The following is a 19,561-nucleotide window of genomic DNA, read 5'->3' as shown; positions in this document are numbered from 1 at the left end:
CCAACAACAAACTCAGAAGGGCTTGATAATGACCAAGGTCACGATGCCAATCAGCAACAATGTCGGAATTTCATTTATGATTCGAAAATAGCGGCCGCTCTTCGTCTCACGACCATCCCGAAAACGCGCGGCATGGCTCTCCAACAGACCATGAAAGCACAACATGCCAAAAACCAGCAGAAGCTTGAGCCATAGCCAGACCTGGATCCCCTGATCCCAACCGCCCAGATGAATAAGGCCAGCACCCGTTACGACCGCAACAAAAGCCGCAGGCCGCATGATTGCCTTCAGGAGCCTCCGCTCCATCACCAGAAATACTGCGGTAACTTGCGTTTTTTCTTTATTTTCAGAATGATAGACGAAAAGCCGCGGGAGGTAGAACAACCCCGCCAACCACGAGATCACAGCCAGAATATGAACTACCTTCACCCAGCCATATAAATCAGCCATCGCAACGTCTAACGGCCTCCACAACCGCACCTACAACCGCTGGGTCCGTCCCCAGACGGATACCATGGCCAAGATTGAAAATATGCCTTTGACGGTCGACACTTGAGCAAATTCGACGCACTTCGGCCGCAACCACATCCTGTCCCGCCAACAGCGCAATAGGATCAAGGTTTCCCTGCACCACGATATTCTCGGGCAAATCCGCCAACGCGAACTCCGTCTCAACCCCGATTGCATTGACTCCGGCAATCGCTGCAACCCTTCGCTGTGCCATTCCCACACCTCTGGCGAAAACAATCACCGGTAAGGTTGGGTGCCTGGCTTTCACACCGGCTACGATCGCAGCCAGAGGCTTGATGACAAAATCCTCAAGCTCGGTTCCCACGAGGTCCCCCGCCCAGGAATCGAAAATCTGTACGGCCTGAGCTCCAGCATCGGCCTGAGCCGACAAGTAATCGATCGATTCCTTCACCAACCGATCAATGAGGGCACAAAACCACTCCTGGCGCTGGTAGGCTGCCACCTTGGCCATAACACGATCTGAGCTGCCACCGCCAACCATGTAGCTCGCGACTGTCCAAGGCGCCCCACAAAAACCGATCAATGCCAAATGAGCCGACAGGCGACCGCGGGTCAGCGCAACCGTCCGGCACACCTGGGTGACCTCGAGGGTTCCTACCACAGGCCTCAACCGGTCCAGATCCTCCATGCTACGGACGGTACCAAGCACTGGCCCCTCTCCCTCAGCGAATTTGAGAGGGAGGCCCATGGCATGGGGTACCACCAGAATGTCTGCAAAGAGGATCGCCGCATCTAGATCATAACGGCGCAATGGCTGCACCGTTACCTCCGCAGCGAGCTCCGGATTGTAGCAAAGATCCAGAAAAGAACCGGCCTGCTCCCGTACCGACCGGTACTCCGGAAGATAACGTCCAGCCTGCCGCATGAACCACATCGGCCGCCGTTTGGCTGGCGACCGGGTCAGAACATCAAGTAATGCACTACGGGTTGCCTCGGCACCCTTCCCTGTCTCTATCATTCTGACTCTTCTTGTCTCTTTTGTTTGGGCCGTGGGAAGCGGGATACAACCCAATCCAATGATCGTCCACAGGTCAAGTACATCGTTGAACGTGAGGCCCGCCACGGCTCCGGTAACTCAAAATTAAGACGTGTTAACAGATCGTTAATGCACTAGAAGGAGCTTAACGACAGCCGTTCTCAAAACCCCGCCCAAACCTTTGTCCACAACACCCCCGCCGTTTCCTCCGATGCGGCCAGTCTGTGGATGAAGCCCGGGACAGGCTGGAGAGAATTTCTGCCATCACAAAAGATATCCAGCCCATCCACAATTCATCCACACCATGTCACAAGCCAGCTCACAGCGTTACTTCCATCTTCACCTCGTGTCAGATGCCACGGGCGAAACGCTGAACACTGTGGCAAAGGCTGCTGCTGCCCAATATTCCGACTTCCGACCGATCGCCCACATCTATGCCCTAGTTCGTACGCCGTCACAGCTCAATCGCGCATTGCGTGAAATTGAAGAGCAGCCAGGCATTGTACTCTTCACCTTGATCAACCCAGACATCCGCCGACATCTCGAAGAGCAATGCGAGGCGATGGGCGTTCCCTGTCTGTCGATCCTAGACCCAATTATCTCCATTCTTTCACAATACCTCAACGCCACATCGCGCCCTCAGGTCGCAGGTCAGCACGCACTCAATTCCGATTATTTCCGCCGCATCGACGCCCTCAACTTCACGATGTCACATGATGACGGTCAGTCCATCGATGATCTTGAAAAAGCCGATGTCCTCATCCTCGGCGTGAGCCGCACATCAAAAACCCCAACTTCCATCTATCTTGCCCAACGCGGCGTTCGCACAGCGAATATTCCTGTGGTCCCCGGAATTGCGTTGCCTGCCAAACTTTGCGATCTGAAAGGTCCACTGATCGTTGGATTGATCGCAAGCGCAGAACGCATCGCGCAGATCAGGCGTCACCGACTTCTCTCCTTGAAGGAGAGCCGGTCAACCGATTACATCGACCCGCGGCAGATAACTGATGAACTGATGCTGATGAAAACTCTGTGTTCCAACAATGATTGGCCAATGATTGACGTCACCCGGCGTTCGGTGGAGGAGATCGCCGCCACGATCCTCAACATGTTGTCTGACAACAAGCGCATCGACAAGTGACATGATCATTCTCGCCTCTACCAGCGCCACACGCCAAGCCATGCTTTCCAATGCCGGCCTCGTTTTTACAGCGTCATCACCAGGCGTGGATGAGAAGGCGCTCATCGCTGCAAACACACGTTGGAAGCCCAACGAAACAGCTCTGAAGCTGGCCGAAGCCAAGGCAATAAAAGTTTCGCAGAGCCATGCCGGCGCTTTTGTCATTGGCGCCGATCAGGTGCTCGCGATGGGCGACAGGATTTATGGCAAACCCGGTGACAGAGCAGATTGCCGTGAGCAGCTTCTCGAATTGCGCGAACGCACCCATGAATTGATCTCTGCGGTCGTTCTGGCACGGAACGGCGAGACCTTGTGGACACATTGCGACACGGCGCGTCTTTCAATGCGCAGCTACAGCGATGAGTTCTTGGATAACTACATTAATGCGATCGGAGATGACTGTACGACCTCCGTGGGAGGATACAAGATAGAGGGTCGCGGCGTGCACCTCTTCAAGTCCATTGCTGGCGATCACTTCACGATCCTTGGCCTTCCGCTCGTCCCACTACTCGAGAAGCTGCGAGATCTTGGGGAGATTGGCACGTGATCAAGGCTTGCGTCATCGGTTGGCCCATAAGCCATTCACGCTCGCCTCTCATCCATGGTTACTGGTTGAAGAAATATGGCATCGATGGAAGCTATTCACGCCACCCGGTTGAACCAACTTCGCTTGCGGGATTCATTGGCGGACTAGATGGCGCTGGCTTCGCCGGCTGCAATGTCACGATCCCGCACAAGGAAGCGGTCTTCAATCTTGTAGAGCGCGCAGATGAAACGACGGAGCGGTTGGGTGCAGTGAATACAGTCTATCTTCGCCACGGCAAAGTGCTCGGCACCAACACCGATGGTGAAGGCTTCATCAATAGCTTGAGGCAACATGCGCCCAGCCTGAGGCTAGCCGGAAGCAGAGCGATGGTTCTCGGTGCAGGTGGTGCGTCCCTTGCCGTGGTGAATGCAATACTTGAGCAAGGTGCCGAAGGGGTGGTGGTGGCAAACCGCACACGCGAGAAGGCCCAGCAGCTCCGCAATCGCTTTGGTCTGCGTGTCGTTCCGATTGAATGGCATGAAATCCCAGACAGGCTCGCCAGCTGTAGCCTTCTGGTCAATACGACATCGCTTGGAATGACCGGTCAGCCGGAACTCGATATCGACCTATCGCAACTCTCCCAAGATACGATTGTCACCGACATCGTCTACACACCCCTCCGCACGAAGCTTCTCGAGCAAGCTGCCGTGCGCGGCAATATTGTGGTCGAAGGTCTCGGTATGCTGTTGCACCAGGCTGTGCGTGGCTTCTCGCTATGGTTCGGTGTTACGCCAGTGGTGACAGAAGAGCTTCACGACCTCATAGCGCGCGATATCGATCCGGATTTTTCCCCGTGATCGTAGCGGGGCTCACGGGCTCAATTGCCATGGGCAAGAGCGAGACCGCAAAGATGTTTGCGGCTCGCGGTATCCCTGTGTTCGATAGCGATGCCGCCGTCCATGAACTCTATGCGGTGGGTGGCGCGGCCGTGGAACCCTTGCGTGCACTGGCGCCGGATGCAATTGTTAAAGGCAGCGTCGATCGCCGCAAGCTCGCGACTACGGTTCAGGCTGATCCTAGGCTGCTCAAGAGAATCGAGTCTGTGGTGCACCCGCTGGTGAAGTCACGCCAAATGACCTTTCTCGCGGAAGCAGCTATGCGTTCGGACATCGCCGTTCTCGACATTCCACTGCTGTTTGAAACGAGCCGCGACAAGGACGTGGACGTTCTGATTGTTGTATCTGCCGGTGCGGTGCTTCAACGCGAGCGTGCTCTTGCTCGGCCTGGCATGACGCCCGAGAAGCTTGACTTCATTTTGTCACGGCAAATGCCCGATGCAGAAAAGCGCGCCCGGGCCGACTACGTGATAGACACATCGGTGAGCCTTGGCGATACAGCGCGCAGGGTCGACGAGGTTATTGCTGATATCAGAGCGAGGGTGAAGGCATGAACATGGTGAGAGAGATCATCCTCGATACTGAAACCACGGGACTCGATCCGGCAACGGGCGACCGCATTGTGGAAATTGGTGCCGTCGAACTTCTCAACCATCTGCCCACGGGGCAGACCTTCCACGTCTATATCAACCCTGAACGCGACATGCCGAAAGAGGCAGAGGCCGTCCATGGCCTTTCCAGCGCCTTTCTGAAGGACAAACCAGTCTTCGCCGCAATTGCCCAGGATTTCCTCGAGTTTATCGGCGAGGACGTTCTGATCATCCACAATGCCAGCTTTGACATGGCGTTCGTCAATGCCGAGCTTGGCTTCTTGCGGCTCCCCGCGATTCCGTCTGAGCGCGTTGTCGACACGCTTCACATTGCGCGGCAGAAGCATCCCGGCGCTTCCAACAGCCTTGATGCACTATGTCGGCGCTACGGTATCGACAACAGCAAGCGGACGAAGCATGGCGCATTGCTGGACTCGGAATTGCTGGCCGAGGTTTATCTTGAACTGATCGGTGGCCGGCAGACCGCACTCATTCTTGAGGCATCTGCTACAAAAAAGGCTGCAACGGTGGTTGCAGCCCAAATCGCGCGACAGCGCCCCAGTCCACTTCCGCAACGGCTGACCGAGGCAGAGCGCGCTGCCCATGCTGACTTTGTGGCACAGCTTGGCGAACACGCCTTGTGGAGGCAGGGCCTGAACTAGCTCAGGCCTGGCCCACTGTCTGCTGATGCATGCGGCGCTGGTACATGGCAGCGAAATCGATTGGATCGAGCATCAGCGGCGGGAATCCGCCATTCCGGGTGGCTTCTGCCAGGATCTGGCGCGCGAAAGGGAAGAGCAGCCTCGGGCATTCGATCAGGATCGCCGGGTGCAGAAGCTGCTGGGGGAAGTTCTCGAGCCGGAAGGTGCCCGCATAGACGAGCTCAGCTGCGAAGGCCACCTTGTCCTGTGAGGTTGCCTTGGCATCGAGGTGGAGTTCAACTTCGAAGTCATTTGCCGCCAGCGGCCTGGCATTGACGTTGACCGAAATGCTGATTTCCGGCTGCGCTTCCTGAGAGAGGGACTGGGGCGCATTCGGATTCTCGAAGCTCAGGTCCTTGAGATACTGGCCAAGGATGCGGAGCGAAGGCTGCTCCTGGCTGGACACACCCTGATCGCCGGCCGCTGTGGCTCCGTTTTCAAGGGTTTCCGGCGCAACGTCCGACTTCGGGGTATTTGACATCATGGGCCTCATGCTGGATTTGGCTCTCGCTAACATGGGCAATCGGGAGCCGCAAGCCAGGAGAGACTGTGGTTTTCAGTTCAGCGACCGGTCCGGCGGCTCGATCTCTCCGGTGATCTCGACGGCTTCCGCCTCGATAACAGGCCCGAACCGGTGGTCTTTCGATGGCTGGGTGGCTGTGTAGGTATCGACCCGGAACTTGGACCCAAGCCAGCTGCGGACCACCGGCAGGAACAGCATGAGCCCCATCAGGTCGCTGAAGAAGCCCGGGAGCAGGAACAATATCCCTGAAAGGCTCTGAGCGGCGGCTTGCCCTCCCAGATTCGTGAGGGGAGAGGAGGGCTGGACGGGTGCACGAAGCGCAGCCGCAACGCTCAATCCAGCCGATTTGATGAGTTTCACGCCCACAATCCCGCCCAGCAACATCAACAGCAAGGTCGGCAGCACGCCGATCAGGTTTCCCACCCAGATGATGGACATAATTTCGGCTGCTGCCGCGACGATGAACAGGAGCGGAAGTGATCGCATGATGTGCTCTGGTTTTATCCTTTGGCCTTGGACTGTGGAGGTCGGAGCTATATATAGGGATCAATGCACGCGGTGTCTCGTTTCCGCGGGCGAGTTGAGCCTGGAAGCCTCCAACTGGTTGATGGAATGAGTTTTGATCCACTGAACATTCTTCTGCTTGCCGTGGCCCTCGTGGTTTTCTGGCGGCTTCGCTCTGTGCTCGGTACGAGGACGGGCCAAGAAAAGCCTCCGTTCGATCTGTTTGGATCGAAACGCGCCGATACGCAGGATGGCGGTGCTCCCATTACCCGACTGCCTGAAGCGCCGGTTGCTGCCGCCAACGACCATGCTGACCGGGAACCGCCACCGCCAGTTTGGAAGGGCTTTGCCGAAGAAGGATCGCCCTTGGCAACAGCCCTCGGGCAGATGGCAGAGAATGATTCAACCTTCACGCCCCGTTCCTTCGTGGACGGCGCCAAACTCGCTTATGAAATGATCGTCGAGGCCTATGCCAAGGGCGACAAGCAGGCCCTCAAGAATCTTTTGTCAAAGGACGTTCTTGATGGATTCTCTCGGGCTATCGACACGCGGGTAAGCCAGGGGCAGCGTGTCGACTCGCGCTTCGTGGGCATCGACAAGGCCGTAATCCGGCAGGCGAGCCTCAACGGTCGCAAGGCATCCATCACCATGGAGTTCGTCAGCGAGCTCATCTCCGCGACCTATGACAAAGCGGGGCAGATCATCGACGGCGATCCCAAGGAAATCCGGCAGGTAACGGACGTCTGGACCTTCGAGCGTGACGTCGGCTCTCGCGATCCCAACTGGAAGCTGGTGGCCACCGAGGCCCCGGCCTGACCGCGAGGTCTGCGGCATGAGTGGTCAACTTTCTCTTGTCAGGTTCCCGGATCTCCATGACTGGCAAGGCCATGGGCACGAGGGCGCGCGCGATGCCTTTCGCCGTTCCTGCCGCGAAATGCTGGAACAGGGCACAGGCTTCAATCGGCCGGTACAGTTTGGTGGAAGCCCATCCTCCTGGCGCAGCACCTGTCTTGCGGCATTTGAAGCAGGCGATCCGCGTGTGTTTTTCGAACGGAAGTTTCGTGCCTATCAAGTCCATGACCTGGAACGGCCGGAAGGCCTGTTCACGGGTTATTATGAACCTGAGGTGTTTGGCAGCCGAAAGCGCAGCACCGAATTTCACGTGCCCATTTATCGCCGCCCGCCTGACCTCGTGACTTTTCGCGAAGGAGAGGCAGCTGACACGGGTCTCTCCCATGGTCGGCGCCTGGATGGCAAGCCCGAACTCTATCTCACCCGACGCGAAATTGAAGAGGGTGCCTTGCAGGGGCAGGGTCTCGAGATCGTCTGGCTCAGGGATTGGGCCGATGCATTCTTCATCCAGGTTCAGGGCTCCGGCCGCGTGCGCCTGGCTGATGGCGGAACACTGCGGCTCTCCTACGCAGCGAAATCGGGTCATGCCTATACCGGCATCGGCGGCCTGCTTGTACAGCGCGGCGTGCTGCCAGCAGATGGCATGTCCATGCAGGCAATTCGTGCCTGGATGGCGATGAACCCCAAGCAAGCGCGACAACTGATGTGGGAGAACAAATCCTTTGTGTTCTTCCGCGAGGCCGATCTGGAAAACTCCCAACTCGGAGCACTGGGCGCCCAGCATGTTCAGCTTACCCCACGGCGCAGCCTTGCCGTCGACCGGGCGTTGTGGATGTTCGGAACACCGGTTTGGCTGGACACGGAGGCACCCCTGGGGGCAGAGAGTACCATGGCTCCCTTCCGGCAACTTCTTATCGCGCAGGATACCGGCAGCGCCATCAAGGGCATGGCGCGCGGAGATGTCTATTGGGGCTTTGGTGACGCTGCTGCGCAAATCGCAGGTCCGATGAAAAGCGCCGGACGAATGATGGTCTTGCTTCCCCTCGATGTGGCGGAAGAGCTGGGCGTTCCCGGATGAGCCGCAAACCACCTGATTACGAACTCTGGCTCGAAGCCACAAAAACCATCAAGCCCCTGCGTGCCCGCTCGCGTGCAGCTACCCCCAAGCCGACGGCGATGAAGCTTCCAACAAGGAAGTTGGTGAACCTGCCCTCTGCACCGCATGTGCATGTTCCCTCCCACCTCCACAAGTCACCTCCGCAAATCACTGGTCTTGACCGCCGCACAACGCAACGTCTTACCCGTGGCCAGGTACAGATCGAGCGCCGCTTTGACCTCCATGGTACGGGCATTGAAATGGCGCGCATCAATCTTCTGGGCTTCCTGCGTGATGTGCAGGCAATGGGCGCACGCAATGTGCTGGTCATCACCGGAAAGGGCGACTCGCCCTACTCACGCCACACGCTGCACGGCGCTGATCATTTTCACGCACCCGAGCGTGCGGGGCGTCTCCGCAGACTGGTGACCGAGTGGTTCCATGAATCGGAATTCCGAAGCCTCGTCGCGGGCTTCCAGCCTGCCCATCCGAAGCACGGTGGGGGCGGCGCCTATTATGTTCGTGTGCGCCGCATCCGCGAGGACCGATGACGCCCTTCGGTGACAGGATGCGCAAGCTGCGCGCCGAGCGCGGCATCACGCTGAAGCAAATGGCGGAGTCTCTGGGCGTTTCCTCAGCCTATCTCTCGGCGCTTGAACACGGCAAGCGCGGGCGGCCTGGATGGCATCTGATCCAGCGCATCCTCGCTTATTTCAACATCATCTGGGACGAGGCAGATGAGGTCGTACGGCTTGCGCGCATCTCGCATCCGCGCATCAGCATCGACACATCAGGCCTCAATCCCAAGGCCACCGAACTGGCCAACCGACTGGGTGACGAGATCGGAAAACTCGATGCGGCAACGCTAGACGAGTTGCTGGTCATACTCAGCCGCAAGCGTCAGAAGCCTAGAGGATGAACTTCGAGAGGTCGGCATTTCTTGCCAATGAGCCTACATGGGCCTCGACATAGGTACTGTCGATGACCACCGTCTCTCCAGAACGATCAGGCGCACCATAGCTCACCTCATCGAGCAGCCGTTCCATGACCGTCTGCAAGCGCCGTGCCCCGATATTCTCGATCGCCCCATTCGTGTCAGCTGCAATCTGGGCAATGGCGCCAATACCATCATCAGTGAAGTCGAGCGTCACGCCTTCCGTCTTCAGCAAGGCACGATATTGCTTGATCAGGCTCGCCTCGGGTTCTGTCAGGATGCGCTCGAGGTCCATGCGGTCGAGGGCTTTCAGTTCCACCCGAATGGGTAGGCGACCCTGAAGTTCGGGCAACAGGTCTGACGGTTTTACGATGTGAAACGCCCCCGACGCGATGAACAGGATATGGTCCGTCTTCACTGGTCCATGCTTGGTCGAAACAGTGGTGCCCTCGATCAGTGGCAGCAGGTCGCGTTGCACGCCCTCACGGCTTACATCCGCGCCCTGGCGTTCGGAACGTGCGCATATCTTGTCTATCTCGTCGAGGAAGACGATGCCGTTCTGCTCGACTGCCGCGATTGCTTCCTGCACGATCTGATCCTGATCCAGAAGCTTGTCGGCCTCCTCTGCAAGCAGCACCTCATGGCTTGCCTTTACGCTCATGCGCCGTGCTTTGGTCCGGCTGCCGAAGGCCTTGCCCAACATGTCGGAGAGATTCACGACACTGGCTGAACCGGGCATGCCCGGAATTTCGAAGCTTGCCGCTCCGGTGTCAGCGACCTGGACCTCGATCTCCTTGTCGTCCAGTTCACCCGTGCGCAGCTTGCGACGGAAAGCTTCGCGCGTCGTTTCAGACGCATTGGCGCCAACAAGCGCCTCGATCACGCGGCGCTCGGCATTGAGTTGTGCCTGTGCTTCCACATCCTTGCGCCGCGTTGCCCGCGTCATGGCGATGCCGGACTCAAGCAAGTCCCGTACGATCTGATCGACATCGCGTCCGACGTAGCCCACCTCGGTGAATTTCGTCGCCTCGACCTTGAGGAAGGGTGCATTTGCCAATCTGGCGAGCCTGCGAGCAATCTCTGTCTTGCCCACGCCGGTTGGACCAATCATGAGAATGTTCTTCGGCATCACCTCATCACGCAGCGGATTTTCGAGCTGCTTTCGCCGCCACCGGTTGCGCAGAGCAATAGCCACGGCGCGTTTGGCGTCGGTCTGGCCGACGATATGTCGATCAAGTTCAGAAACGATCTCTCGCGGTGAAAAGTCAGTCATCAATCGTGTTCCAGTCAGGCGGTAGCCAAGGTTTCAACCGTCAGGTTGTGGTTGGTGTAGACGCAAATCTCCGCGGCAATTGCCATGGCCTTGCGGGCGATCGTCTCGGCGTCGAGGTCGCTGTCGGCAAGGGCGCGGGCAGCCGCCAGGGCATAGTTGCCTCCTGAGCCGATGGCGATGATGCCGTTCTCGGGCTCCAGAACATCGCCCGTGCCTGTCAGGACAAGGGTCACCGACTTGTCGGCGACGATCATCATGGCCTCCAACCGACGCAGGTAGCGGTCGGTACGCCAGTCCTTGGCCATCTCCACGCAGGCACGCGTCAGCTGGCTGGGGTATTGTTCTAGTTTCGACTCGAGCCTTTCGAACAGTGTCATGGCATCCGCGGTCGCGCCTGCGAAGCCGCCAATCACCTGTCCGGTGCCCAGAGGCCGCACCTTGCGGGCATTTCCCTTGATCACCGTCTGGCCGAGGCTCACCTGGCCGTCGCCGGCGATGACGACCCTGTCACCCTTCCTGACGGAGAGGATGGTTGTGCCGTGCCAAATGATGGGCTCTGCCATGGGAGGCTCCTTCAGAAGTCCTGCCGCCTCATGTAGGCTGCCCGAAGCCCAAAGAAAAGGCAGCCCCTTGGCCAATTCCTGGTGCATCTGCTAAGAGCCCCATCAATCATCCAGCTGGACGTTTCCCTCAGATGCGCATGGCCTCCATCGACCGCAAGACCACCGAAACCCGCATTTCCGCTGTTGTCGATCTCGATGGCACCGGTGCCTATGACGTCAAGACAGGGGTGGGTTTCCTCGATCACATGCTGGAACAGCTGTCGCGTCATTCCCTGATAGACCTGACACTGAAGGCTGATGGTGACCTGCACATCGACTTCCACCACACGGCGGAGGATTCCGGGATCGCCATCGGCCAGGCTGTGGCCAAGGCGTTGGGTGACCGCAAGGGCATACGCCGCTACGCTAGCCTGCACCTCCCGATGGACGGGACGCTGACGCGTGCCGCCATTGATGTGTCGGGCCGTCCCTTCCTTGTCTGGAAGGTGAATTTCACCGCCCCCAAGATCGGCGACTTCGACACAGAGCTTGTGCGCGAATGGTTCCAGGCCTTCGCGATGAACGCTGGCATCACGCTGCATGTCGAGACGCTCTATGCCGACAACAATCATCACATCGCGGAATCATGCTTCAAGGCACTCGCGCGTGCGCTGCGTGAAGCGATCGAAGTTGATCCACGTCAGAAGGACAGGATTCCTTCGACCAAGGGAACGCTGGCAGGCTGATGAAACTCTTCACGGTTCTTGAGTCACCTGACGGCAAGGCGGAGCGAGTGGCTTTCGTGCCCGAGGGCTTCTCCTGGAGTGCACTGATTTTAAATGGTCTTTGGGCGCTTTGGCACCGCATGTGGGTCGTCGCCGCGTTACTGTTTGCTCTGTCCTCGGCACTGACGGTTGCCACCAATCTTGAATTGCTCGGCTCGGGCCTGGCTGCCTTGTTGAACTTCGGCATCGCGCTGGTTTTCGGTTTCGAAGCACGGAGCCTGCAGGTGAAGTCGCTTGAGCGGGTGGGCTTCCGCCGTACCGGACTGATCCAGGCCAGCAACAGCGAAGCCGCAGAACTCGTCTACTTCGCAGGTCGTGCGCCCGTTGCAACCAAAGTTGCCACTTCCCAACTGCGCGCTGCGCATGACGATACGCTCGGCATTTTCGGCAATGTTTGAGGCCCTGCCGTGAGCCTCGCCATCATTGATTATGGGTCCGGAAATCTTCATTCGGCAGCCAAGGCCTTTGAACGCGCCGCGCTCGATAGTGGTCTCAAGACCGTCATCGATGTCACCTCGGATCCCGATGTGCTGCGTCGGGCGGAACGGCTCGTGCTACCCGGTGTTGGTGCCTTCAGGGATTGCAGAAACGGGCTCATGGCCGTGCCGGGCCTGTGGCAGACGCTTCAGGACGAGGTGATCGTCAAGGGCAAGCCCTTCCTTGGCATTTGCGTCGGCATGCAGTTGATGGCGTCCCGCGGGCTCGAGCATGATGTGTCCGAAGGCTTTGGCTGGATCGCAGGTGATGTGAAGCCGATCACACCACGCGACCCGTCCTTCAAGATTCCGCACATGGGCTGGAATACGCTGGACCTCAGACGGACCCATCCCCTGCTCGATGACCTTCCATTGGGCGAAACTGGCCTTCATGCCTACTTCGTCCATTCCTATCACCTCGACGCGGAGCGCACGTCCGATGTGATCGCCACGACCGAGCACGGCCAAACCGTTACGGCAGTGGTCGGTCATGACAATATTGCTGGCACCCAGTTCCACCCTGAGAAGAGCCAGATGCTGGGGTTGACCCTTCTCGCCAATTTTCTGAAGTGGCGCCCATGATCCTGTTTCCTGCCATCGACCTGAAGGACGGCCAGTGTGTGCGGCTGAAGCTGGGTGACATGGCACAAGCCACCGTCTTCAATGACGATCCCGCCGCGCAGGCCCGAAGCTTCGAGGCTCAAGGCTTCGAATGGCTGCATCTTGTGGATCTGAACGGAGCCTTCGAGGGCAAACCGGTGAACGCTGCTGCGGTGAGGGCCATTCTCGGCTCTGTCAACCTGCCCGTGCAGCTCGGCGGCGGCATTCGCACTCTTGGCCAAATCGAAGCATGGCTCGCCAGTGGCATTCGCCGGGTCATTCTGGGCACCGCGGCGCTGCGCGACCCCGCTCTGGTGCGCGAGGCCTGCCGGTTGTTTCCAGGCCGCATCGCCGTCGGCATCGATGCAAAGGGTGGCCGGGTCGCCGTGGAGGGGTGGGCGGAAACGTCCGATCTGACCGCAGTCGATCTCGCAAGGCGGTTTTCTGATGCCGGCGTCGCTACCATCATTTTCACTGATATTGATCGGGACGGTCTTTTAAAGGGTCTTAATATTGACTCGACACTTGAGCTTGCACGGTCAGTAGCGATCCCGGTTATTGCCAGCGGCGGACTTGCCTCGATGGCTGACTTTCACCGTCTGGTGCAGCCTGACTGCCAAATCCTGGAAGGTGCGATTTCCGGGCGGGCGCTATACGATGGCCGGATCGACGTTGCCGAAGCACTTCGCCTCATGCGGAGAACCAGCTGATGCTCAAGGCCCGGCTCATTCCCTGCCTCGACGTGAAGGACGGCCGCGTCGTCAAGGGTGTCAACTTCGTCGACCTGCGCGATGCAGGCGACCCCGTCGAGATCGCCAAGGCCTATGACGCAGCGGGAGCCGACGAACTCTGCTTTCTCGACATTACAGCCACCCACGAGAACCGCGGAATCATCTTTGACGTGGTGCAGCGCACGGCAGAAGCCTGCTTCATGCCGCTCACTGTAGGCGGCGGCGTGAGAACGCTGGATGACATCCGCAAACTGCTGCTTGCGGGTGCCGACAAGGTGTCGATCAATTCAGCGGCAGTCGCCAATCGTGACTTCGTGCGTCAGGCGGCGCAGAAATTCGGCGCCCAGTGCGTTGTTGTCGCCATCGACGCCAAACAAGTGTCGCCAGGCAAATGGGAGATATTCACCCATGGCGGCCGCAAGCCTACCGGCATCGACGCGGTGGACTTCGCGCGCGAGGTCACCTCGCTCGGAGCCGGTGAAATACTGCTCACGTCCATGGATCGGGACGGCACCGGAAAGGGCTTCGATATCAAGCTCACGCGAATGATCGCCGATAAGGTCCCGGTCCCAGTCATTGCCTCGGGCGGTGTCGGAACGCTCGATCACCTTGTTGATGGCATTCGCGACGGCCATGCTGCCGCTGTGCTCGCAGCATCGATTTTCCACTTCGGAATCTATTCCATCGGTGAAGCCAAGCGGCACCTTTCTGCTGCCGGCATTCCCGTGCGGCTCAACTAGGACGAGGCTTATGACCGATTATCGGCTCAATGTTCTGACCGCTCTCGCGGATGAGATTGAAAGTCGCAAGCAGGCTTCGCCCCAGACATCCTACACGGCGAAGCTCCTTGCGCAGGGCGTAGAGAAATGCGCCAAGAAACTCGGTGAAGAGGCAGTCGAGCTTGCGCTCGCATCAGTGTTGCGCGACAGGACCCATATCACTGCGGAAGCCGCGGATGTTCTCTACCATCTGCTCGTGCTTCTCACGGTATCTGATGTCAAATTGCAGGACGTCATGGCCGAACTCGCCCGCCGTCAGGGCGTGAGCGGAATTGACGAAAGGGCTTCTCGCCCCAAGGATTGACCGATGGAAGAACTCGTCAAGGAAGTTTCACCGTTCCGCCGCTTTGCGCGCGAGGAATGGTCGGCGTTGCGCGCGGATACGCCGATGACGCTGACCCAGAAGGACCTCGACGAGTTGCGCGGTCTCAATGATCGCATAGATCTCGCTGAGGTCGAGACGATCTACCTGCCTCTCTCGCGACTTCTCAACCTCTATGTCGCGGCAACCCAGGGACTCTTCCGCGCCACCAATAATTTCCTCCATGTTAGTGAACGCAAGGTGCCCTATGTGATCGGCATGGCCGGCAGCGTTGCTGTCGGCAAGAGCACCACTGCGCGTATCCTTCAGCGCCTTCTGGCGCGCTGGCCCAAGCATCCAAAGGTCGACCTTGTCACGACGGATGGTTTCCTCTTGCCCAACGACATCCTCGAGCGCGAAGGGTTGATGACACGTAAAGGTTTTCCCGAAAGCTACGACCTTCCGGCCATCTTGCGATTCCTTTCGGATATCAAGGCCGGCAAGCGCAATGTCACGGCCCCGCTCTATTCGCATCTTACCTATGACGTGCTGAAGGATGAGCGTGCGGTCATCGATCAGCCTGACATTCTGATCGTGGAGGGTGTCAGCGTCCTGCAGACTGGTCGCCCGCCGCGTGACGGTCGAGGCATCCCGAACACGTCGGACTTCTTCGATTTCTCTGTGTACATCGATGCTGACACGTCCGACCTCAGGACTTGGTACATCGAACGCTTCCTGACACTGCGCGATGGTGCCTTCCGCAATCCCAAGTCCTATTTCCACCGCTATGCGACGCTCTCGGACAAGGAGTCGCGCGAGACGGCGACGCGCATCTGGGACACCATCAATCTCGTGAACCTGCGGGAAAACATCCTGCCCACCCGCCCGCGCGCCGACCTTGTGCTGCGCAAAGGTGCGGATCATTTTATCCGCAGCGTCTTCCTCCGGAAGTTATAGAAGCCCGAGCTTGTCAGCATGGGCACGCAGTTTCACTTCGGGCCGCGCACCGATGTGCGAAATCACTTCGGCTGCTGCCATGGACCCCAAGCGAGCCGACCCGTAGAGCGACTTCCCATTCGTGAAGCCATAGAGGAAACCGGCGGCGAAAAGGTCACCGGCACCGGTCACGTCGATGACCTGGCTCACCGGATATGCTGGGCTCGCATGCACCTCGTCACCCCTTACGATGACACAGCCCTTCTCTGACCGCGTCATGATGGCGATGGGACAGTCTATCGCAATGGCCCTTATTGCGCTATCGAAGTCCTGGGTTTGGTAGAGCGACTTGATCTCGGTTTCATTGGCAAAGACGATGTCGATGTCATTGCGGATCAGATCAAGGAAGCTATCCCGGTGACGTTCGACACAGAAGGAGTCGGACAAGGTGATCGAGGTCTTCCGGCCCGCAGTACGAGCGATCTTTGCCGCCAACTTGAAAGCTTCCTTGGCTTCCGGGCGGTCCCAAAGGTAGCCTTCCATGTAGGTCACCTGCGCGGCTTCCACGACGTTCCTATCCACGTCGGCGGTGGTGAAATTTACGCACGCACCAAGATAGGTATTCATGGTGCGCTCGCTGTCCGGCGTGACCAGGATGAAAGAGCGGGCTGTGGCTGGGCCGTCAGGGGCAGGCGGTGTATCAAATGCCACGCCTTGCGCGCGCATGTCATGGCGGAAGATCGAGCCCAGCTGATCTGCTTTTACCTTGCCGAAATAGGCGGCCCTGCCGCCCAGCGAGGCAACCCCTGCTGCCGTGTTGCCGGCCGAACCGCCGGAGACCTCAATCGCCTGTCCCATGTCGGCGTAGAGCTGTTCCGCCCGGGCCTCATCGATCAGGTTCATCGAGCCTTTCACCAGCCCGTGACGGGATACAAAATCCTCGCCCACCCGAGCGATCACATCGACGATCGCGTTGCCGATGCAGAGGACGTCGAAATCGGAAGCCGTCATGGAAATCTCCTTGCTTGATCCTCACGCCCTAGCGAAGGCCGCCTGCGCTGGCAAGCCGGGGTGATTACGTTTTGGACATGTTGAAATCCGCGTTCATGGCCATTGGTGACCTGGTCTCCCCCGAATTCCGCTCCGTCCTTTTCAAGGCATTGGGGCTAACGATCGCGCTGTTCATCGCCGTACTCGTGATTGCGGAGGTGATGATCGCCAGTTTCACCCATTTTTCATGGCCCTGGGCAGATCGTCTGGTCGAGTTGGGCACCGGGCTTGCCCTTCTGGTGGCCTTCTTTTTCCTGATGTCGCCGGTGACAGCTGCCTTTGCCGGTCTGTTTTTGGACCAGATCGCGGAAAAGGTCGAAGCGCGTCATTACCCATGGGACCCGCGGGGAACACCATTGCCGATAGGCCGGGCCATCCTGATTTCACTTCAGTTCTTCGCTGTCGTCCTGGTGGTGAACCTGGCGGTGCTGCCAATGGTATTTTTTGGGGTAGGCGCCTTCGTGCTGGTGGCAGCCAATGCCTATTTGATCGGACGTGAGTATTTCGAGATGGTAGCGATGCGACACATGCCCTTGGAAGAGGCGAAGATCTTGCGCAAGGAGAACAGTCCGAAAATCTTCGTTGCGGCCCTTTTGCCCGCCCTTCTGTCGATTGTTCCCTTCGTGAACCTGACGGTACCCCTGTTCTCGACCGCTTACTTTACCCACCTGTTCAAGTCGGTTCAGGCGTCTTCGGCTTGAACCGGCATATGTCGGAGATGGGGCAGCGCCAGCATTCGGGTTTGCGCGCCTTGCAGATATAGCGGCCGTGCAGGATCAGCCAGTGGTGGGCATGGCGTCCATAAGCCTTGGGCACCACCTTCAGAAGCTTCATTTCGACCTCTAGGGGTGTCTTGCCCGGTGCGAGCCCCGTCCGATTGCCGACACGGAACAAGTGCGTATCGACAGCGATTGTCGGATGCCCGAAGGCAATGTTCAGCACCACATTCGCCGTCTTTCGGCCCACGCCAGGAAGGGCTTCGAGCGCCTCACGGTCGTCAGGAACCTCACTTCCATGCTTGTCGATCAGTTGCTGCGACAGAAGGATTACGTTCTTTGCCTTGCCGCGGAAGAGCCCGATGGTCTTCACTGCCTCTCGAACCGTATCTTCGCCTAGAGAAACCATTTTCTGGGGGGTGTCAGCAATGGCGAACAACGGTCTGGTGGCCTTGTTCACACCTTCGTCGGTTGCCTGCGCCGAGAGCACCACGGCAACCAGCAGGGTATAGGGGTTCATATGATGGAGTTCACCCTTTGGTTCAGGGTTGGCGGCCTGAAAACGGCGGAAGATTTCCTCCACTTCATCAGGCTTGAGGCGGCTTGCTTTGGCCATCGGTCCGGTGTTCCCTTGCAGCCCTTGGGGTAGAACAGCGATATGGATGACAGCAACAGTAAAGTCTGGCAGGCAACGCTGACGCCGCATCGCAGCCTCACGAAGCAAGGCTTTCTCGTCCTCATGGGGCTCGTGGTAGCCATCAACCTCATTGTGGCCGGCATGTTCGTGGCACTTGGAGCCTGGCCGATTGCGGGCTTTGCCGGGCTGGACGTTCTGTTGGTGTGGTGGGCCTTCAAGGCCAATTTTGCCGATGCCAGAAAGCTGGAGAGGATCTCCATCACCGAACATGAACTGGTGCTCGACCGGGTGAGCGAAAAACTGCCCCCTCAGCAGCAGCGTTTCGTGCGTCGATGGGTTCGGGTTGAGTTGCAGGAGGACACGGAACGAGAACTGATCGGAAGCTTGTTGCTGATCTCGGGGCGAACCCGGGTGGCAATCGGGGAGTTTCTGGCGCCCGAGGAACGCAAGACGCTGGCTAAGGCACTGAAAACCGCACTTGCAATTCCGCGCATCTGATCAGCTTTCGGGTGGGAAAGCGGATCGGGCGGGTTTAGTTTCGGACACATGGAAAACGTGATCACCTTCAAGGAAGCTGCCCGGGATTATGAGCTGGTCCGGCAGAACCTCGACTATCTCCGCGAACATTGGCGCGAGCAGCCTTCCCTAGATCTGCTTGCGGAGCGCAACGGCCTGAGTGCGGCCCACCTGCAACGCCTGTTCATGCGCTGGGCCGGCCTGAGCCCCAAGGCCTTTGTCCAGGCCCTCACCATCGACCAGGCCCGCAAGCTGTTGCGTGATTCAGCCAGCGTGCTCGAGACCAGCTATGAGGTGGGGTTGTCCGGTCCCGGCCGACTGCATGACTTGTTTGTCACCCATGAGGGCATGACTCCCGGAGCCTACAAGGCGCGCGGCAAGGGCCTCACCATCAGCTATGGTTTCCATGACTGCCCCTTCGGCAAGGTGCTCCTGATGATGACAGATCAGGGTATTTGTGGCCTCGCCTTCGCCGATGCGGGCCAGGAGGACGCGAGTCTCGTCGACATGCGCAGCCGATGGCCGGAGGCTCGGTTCGTGGAGGACGCTGCAGCAACTGCCGGACCAGTGGCCCGCATCTTCAATCCCGGGCGTTGGAAGGCAGAACAGCCTTTGCGCATCGTGTTCATCGGCACCGAGTTCGAAACCAGGGTTTGGCAGACGTTGCTGAAGATCCCTCTGGGCAGCGCTACCACCTATTCCCACATTGCCGGACATATTGGCAGTCCCAAGGCGTCCCGTGCCGTAGGTGCAGCGGTGGGGCGTAACCCGATATCCTTCGTGGTGCCCTGTCATCGTGTTCTGGGCAAGTCCGGCAGTCTGTGCGGCTACCATTGGGGCCTGACACGAAAGCAGGCGATTCTCGGGTGGGAAGCGGGGCTGCTGACCGGCGGCAGCCGGGCCGCCTAAA

At 58.7% G+C, this 19,561-nt stretch carries 27 protein-coding genes; 19 read left to right on the top strand and 8 right to left on the bottom strand.

Features of this window, described 5'->3' with window-relative positions; all coding sequences use genetic code 11:
• Positions 1-12: 12 nt before the first annotated feature.
• Together hemJ and hemE are read right to left on the bottom strand one after the other, a co-directional pair.
• On the bottom strand, positions 13-450 hold the full coding sequence (gene hemJ, locus WCJ41_RS04780) for a protoporphyrinogen oxidase HemJ (RefSeq protein ID WP_336904692.1): 438 nt from the start codon (positions 448-450) through the stop codon (positions 13-15).
• On the bottom strand, positions 443-1,489 hold the full coding sequence (gene hemE, locus WCJ41_RS04775) for a uroporphyrinogen decarboxylase (protein ID WP_336904691.1): 1,047 nt from the start codon (positions 1,487-1,489) through the stop codon (positions 443-445). Before hemE ends, hemJ begins: the two co-directional genes overlap by 8 nt.
• Positions 1,490-1,811: 322 nt before the next feature.
• Here hemE and WCJ41_RS04770 point away from each other — a divergent pair, with 322 nt between their 5' ends.
• The 5 genes from WCJ41_RS04770 to dnaQ are packed head-to-tail and all read left to right on the top strand — an operon-like array spanning position 1,812 to position 5,361.
• A complete protein-coding gene (locus tag WCJ41_RS04770; RefSeq protein WP_336904690.1) occupies positions 1,812-2,648 on the top strand; it encodes a pyruvate, water dikinase regulatory protein in 837 nt (278 codons plus the stop codon).
• Between the two features lies 1 nt (position 2,649).
• Positions 2,650-3,234, top strand: a complete 585-nt coding sequence (locus WCJ41_RS04765; protein WP_336904689.1) for a Maf family nucleotide pyrophosphatase — start codon at positions 2,650-2,652, stop codon at positions 3,232-3,234.
• Positions 3,231-4,070, top strand: coding sequence for a shikimate dehydrogenase (locus WCJ41_RS04760; protein WP_336904688.1), 840 nt, complete (start codon positions 3,231-3,233; stop codon positions 4,068-4,070). The genes WCJ41_RS04765 and WCJ41_RS04760 overlap by 4 nt, the downstream gene beginning before the upstream one ends.
• Positions 4,067-4,663 (top strand): dephospho-CoA kinase, encoded by a 597-nt coding sequence (gene coaE, locus WCJ41_RS04755; RefSeq protein ID WP_336904687.1) that lies wholly within the window; start codon positions 4,067-4,069, stop codon positions 4,661-4,663. The genes WCJ41_RS04760 and coaE overlap by 4 nt, the downstream gene beginning before the upstream one ends.
• A gap of 5 nt (positions 4,664-4,668) precedes the next feature.
• Entirely contained in the window at positions 4,669-5,361 is a 693-nt protein-coding gene (gene dnaQ / locus WCJ41_RS04750; protein ID WP_336904732.1) for a DNA polymerase III subunit epsilon, read from the top strand.
• A 1-nt stretch (position 5,362) separates the two neighbouring features.
• On the opposite strand, the gene secB is transcribed toward dnaQ, so the two are convergent.
• Together secB and WCJ41_RS04740 are read right to left on the bottom strand one after the other, a co-directional pair.
• Positions 5,363-5,881 carry a protein-export chaperone SecB gene (gene secB / locus WCJ41_RS04745; protein ID WP_336904731.1) on the bottom strand — a complete coding sequence of 173 codons (519 nt, stop codon included), beginning with the start codon at positions 5,879-5,881 and terminating at the stop codon, positions 5,363-5,365.
• A gap of 75 nt (positions 5,882-5,956) precedes the next feature.
• On the bottom strand, positions 5,957-6,409 hold the full coding sequence (locus WCJ41_RS04740; protein WP_336904686.1) for an FxsA family protein: 453 nt from the start codon (positions 6,407-6,409) through the stop codon (positions 5,957-5,959).
• A gap of 63 nt (positions 6,410-6,472) precedes the next feature.
• Between WCJ41_RS04740 and WCJ41_RS04735 the strand changes: the two genes are divergently transcribed.
• The 4 genes from WCJ41_RS04735 to WCJ41_RS04720 are packed head-to-tail and all read left to right on the top strand — an operon-like array spanning position 6,473 to position 9,294.
• Positions 6,473-7,243, top strand: coding sequence for a Tim44/TimA family putative adaptor protein (locus tag WCJ41_RS04735; RefSeq protein ID WP_336904685.1), 771 nt, complete (start codon positions 6,473-6,475; stop codon positions 7,241-7,243).
• Positions 7,244-7,259: 16 nt separating this feature from the next.
• Entirely contained in the window at positions 7,260-8,357 is a 1,098-nt protein-coding gene (locus tag WCJ41_RS04730; RefSeq protein ID WP_336904684.1) for an MltA domain-containing protein, read from the top strand.
• Entirely contained in the window at positions 8,354-8,926 is a 573-nt protein-coding gene (locus WCJ41_RS04725; RefSeq protein ID WP_336904683.1) for a Smr/MutS family protein, read from the top strand. The genes WCJ41_RS04730 and WCJ41_RS04725 overlap by 4 nt, the downstream gene beginning before the upstream one ends.
• Positions 8,923-9,294, top strand: coding sequence for a helix-turn-helix domain-containing protein (locus WCJ41_RS04720; protein ID WP_336904682.1), 372 nt, complete (start codon positions 8,923-8,925; stop codon positions 9,292-9,294). Before WCJ41_RS04725 ends, WCJ41_RS04720 begins: the two co-directional genes overlap by 4 nt.
• On the opposite strand, the gene hslU is transcribed toward WCJ41_RS04720, so the two are convergent.
• Positions 9,284-10,582, bottom strand: a complete 1,299-nt coding sequence (gene hslU, locus WCJ41_RS04715) for an ATP-dependent protease ATPase subunit HslU (RefSeq protein ID WP_336904681.1) — start codon at positions 10,580-10,582, stop codon at positions 9,284-9,286. The two genes, WCJ41_RS04720 and hslU, sit on opposite strands and share 11 nt — an antisense overlap.
• 14 nt (positions 10,583-10,596) lie before the next feature.
• On the bottom strand, positions 10,597-11,145 hold the full coding sequence (hslV, locus tag WCJ41_RS04710) for an ATP-dependent protease subunit HslV (RefSeq protein ID WP_336904680.1): 549 nt from the start codon (positions 11,143-11,145) through the stop codon (positions 10,597-10,599).
• Between the two features lie 131 nt (positions 11,146-11,276).
• On the opposite strand from hslV, the gene hisB reads away from it, so the two are divergent.
• Genes hisB through coaA form a run of 7 tightly spaced genes read left to right on the top strand, consistent with a single transcriptional unit; the run spans position 11,277 to position 15,753 of the window.
• On the top strand, positions 11,277-11,870 hold the full coding sequence (gene hisB / locus WCJ41_RS04705; RefSeq protein WP_336904679.1) for an imidazoleglycerol-phosphate dehydratase HisB: 594 nt from the start codon (positions 11,277-11,279) through the stop codon (positions 11,868-11,870).
• The gene (locus WCJ41_RS04700; protein WP_336904678.1) at positions 11,870-12,307 is read left to right on the top strand and encodes a DUF2628 domain-containing protein; all 438 of its coding nucleotides are present in this window, start codon (positions 11,870-11,872) and stop codon (positions 12,305-12,307) included. Before hisB ends, WCJ41_RS04700 begins: the two co-directional genes overlap by 1 nt.
• Positions 12,308-12,316: 9 nt before the next feature.
• Positions 12,317-12,967: an imidazole glycerol phosphate synthase subunit HisH gene (gene hisH / locus WCJ41_RS04695; protein ID WP_336904677.1), complete on the top strand. Its 651-nt coding sequence runs from the start codon at positions 12,317-12,319 to the stop codon at positions 12,965-12,967.
• Entirely contained in the window at positions 12,964-13,695 is a 732-nt protein-coding gene (gene hisA, locus WCJ41_RS04690) for a 1-(5-phosphoribosyl)-5-[(5-phosphoribosylamino)methylideneamino]imidazole-4-carboxamide isomerase (RefSeq protein ID WP_336904676.1), read from the top strand. Before hisH ends, hisA begins: the two co-directional genes overlap by 4 nt.
• Entirely contained in the window at positions 13,695-14,456 is a 762-nt protein-coding gene (gene hisF, locus WCJ41_RS04685; RefSeq protein WP_336904675.1) for an imidazole glycerol phosphate synthase subunit HisF, read from the top strand. Before hisA ends, hisF begins: the two co-directional genes overlap by 1 nt.
• Before the next feature lie 10 nt (positions 14,457-14,466).
• Positions 14,467-14,799 carry a phosphoribosyl-ATP diphosphatase gene (locus tag WCJ41_RS04680; protein WP_336904674.1) on the top strand — a complete coding sequence of 111 codons (333 nt, stop codon included), beginning with the start codon at positions 14,467-14,469 and terminating at the stop codon, positions 14,797-14,799.
• A gap of 3 nt (positions 14,800-14,802) precedes the next feature.
• Positions 14,803-15,753 carry a type I pantothenate kinase gene (coaA, locus tag WCJ41_RS04675; protein WP_336904673.1) on the top strand — a complete coding sequence of 317 codons (951 nt, stop codon included), beginning with the start codon at positions 14,803-14,805 and terminating at the stop codon, positions 15,751-15,753.
• Here coaA and WCJ41_RS04670 read toward each other — a convergent pair.
• Entirely contained in the window at positions 15,748-16,743 is a 996-nt protein-coding gene (locus WCJ41_RS04670; protein ID WP_336904672.1) for an adenosine kinase, read from the bottom strand. The two genes, coaA and WCJ41_RS04670, sit on opposite strands and share 6 nt — an antisense overlap.
• A gap of 95 nt (positions 16,744-16,838) precedes the next feature.
• Between WCJ41_RS04670 and WCJ41_RS04665 the strand changes: the two genes are divergently transcribed.
• Positions 16,839-17,483: an EI24 domain-containing protein gene (locus tag WCJ41_RS04665; protein ID WP_336904671.1), complete on the top strand. Its 645-nt coding sequence runs from the start codon at positions 16,839-16,841 to the stop codon at positions 17,481-17,483.
• Here the strand turns inward: WCJ41_RS04665 and nth are convergent.
• Positions 17,455-18,204: an endonuclease III gene (nth, locus tag WCJ41_RS04660; protein ID WP_336904670.1), complete on the bottom strand. Its 750-nt coding sequence runs from the start codon at positions 18,202-18,204 to the stop codon at positions 17,455-17,457. The two genes, WCJ41_RS04665 and nth, sit on opposite strands and share 29 nt — an antisense overlap.
• On the opposite strand from nth, the gene WCJ41_RS04655 reads away from it, so the two are divergent.
• Positions 18,157-18,633 (top strand): DUF2244 domain-containing protein, encoded by a 477-nt coding sequence (locus WCJ41_RS04655; protein ID WP_336904669.1) that lies wholly within the window; start codon positions 18,157-18,159, stop codon positions 18,631-18,633. The genes nth and WCJ41_RS04655 overlap by 48 nt on opposite strands.
• Positions 18,634-18,681: 48 nt before the next feature.
• Positions 18,682-19,560: a bifunctional helix-turn-helix domain-containing protein/methylated-DNA--[protein]-cysteine S-methyltransferase gene (locus WCJ41_RS04650; RefSeq protein WP_336904668.1), complete on the top strand. Its 879-nt coding sequence runs from the start codon at positions 18,682-18,684 to the stop codon at positions 19,558-19,560.
• Position 19,561 lies beyond the last annotated feature (1 nt).

It is taken from the genome of Aestuariivirga sp. (assembly GCF_037139295.1).
Taxonomy (GTDB): Bacteria; Pseudomonadota; Alphaproteobacteria; order Rhizobiales; family Aestuariivirgaceae; genus Aestuariivirga.
Note: the sequence above shows the minus strand (reverse complement) of the source record. Positions and strands in the feature narration are given on the sequence as shown.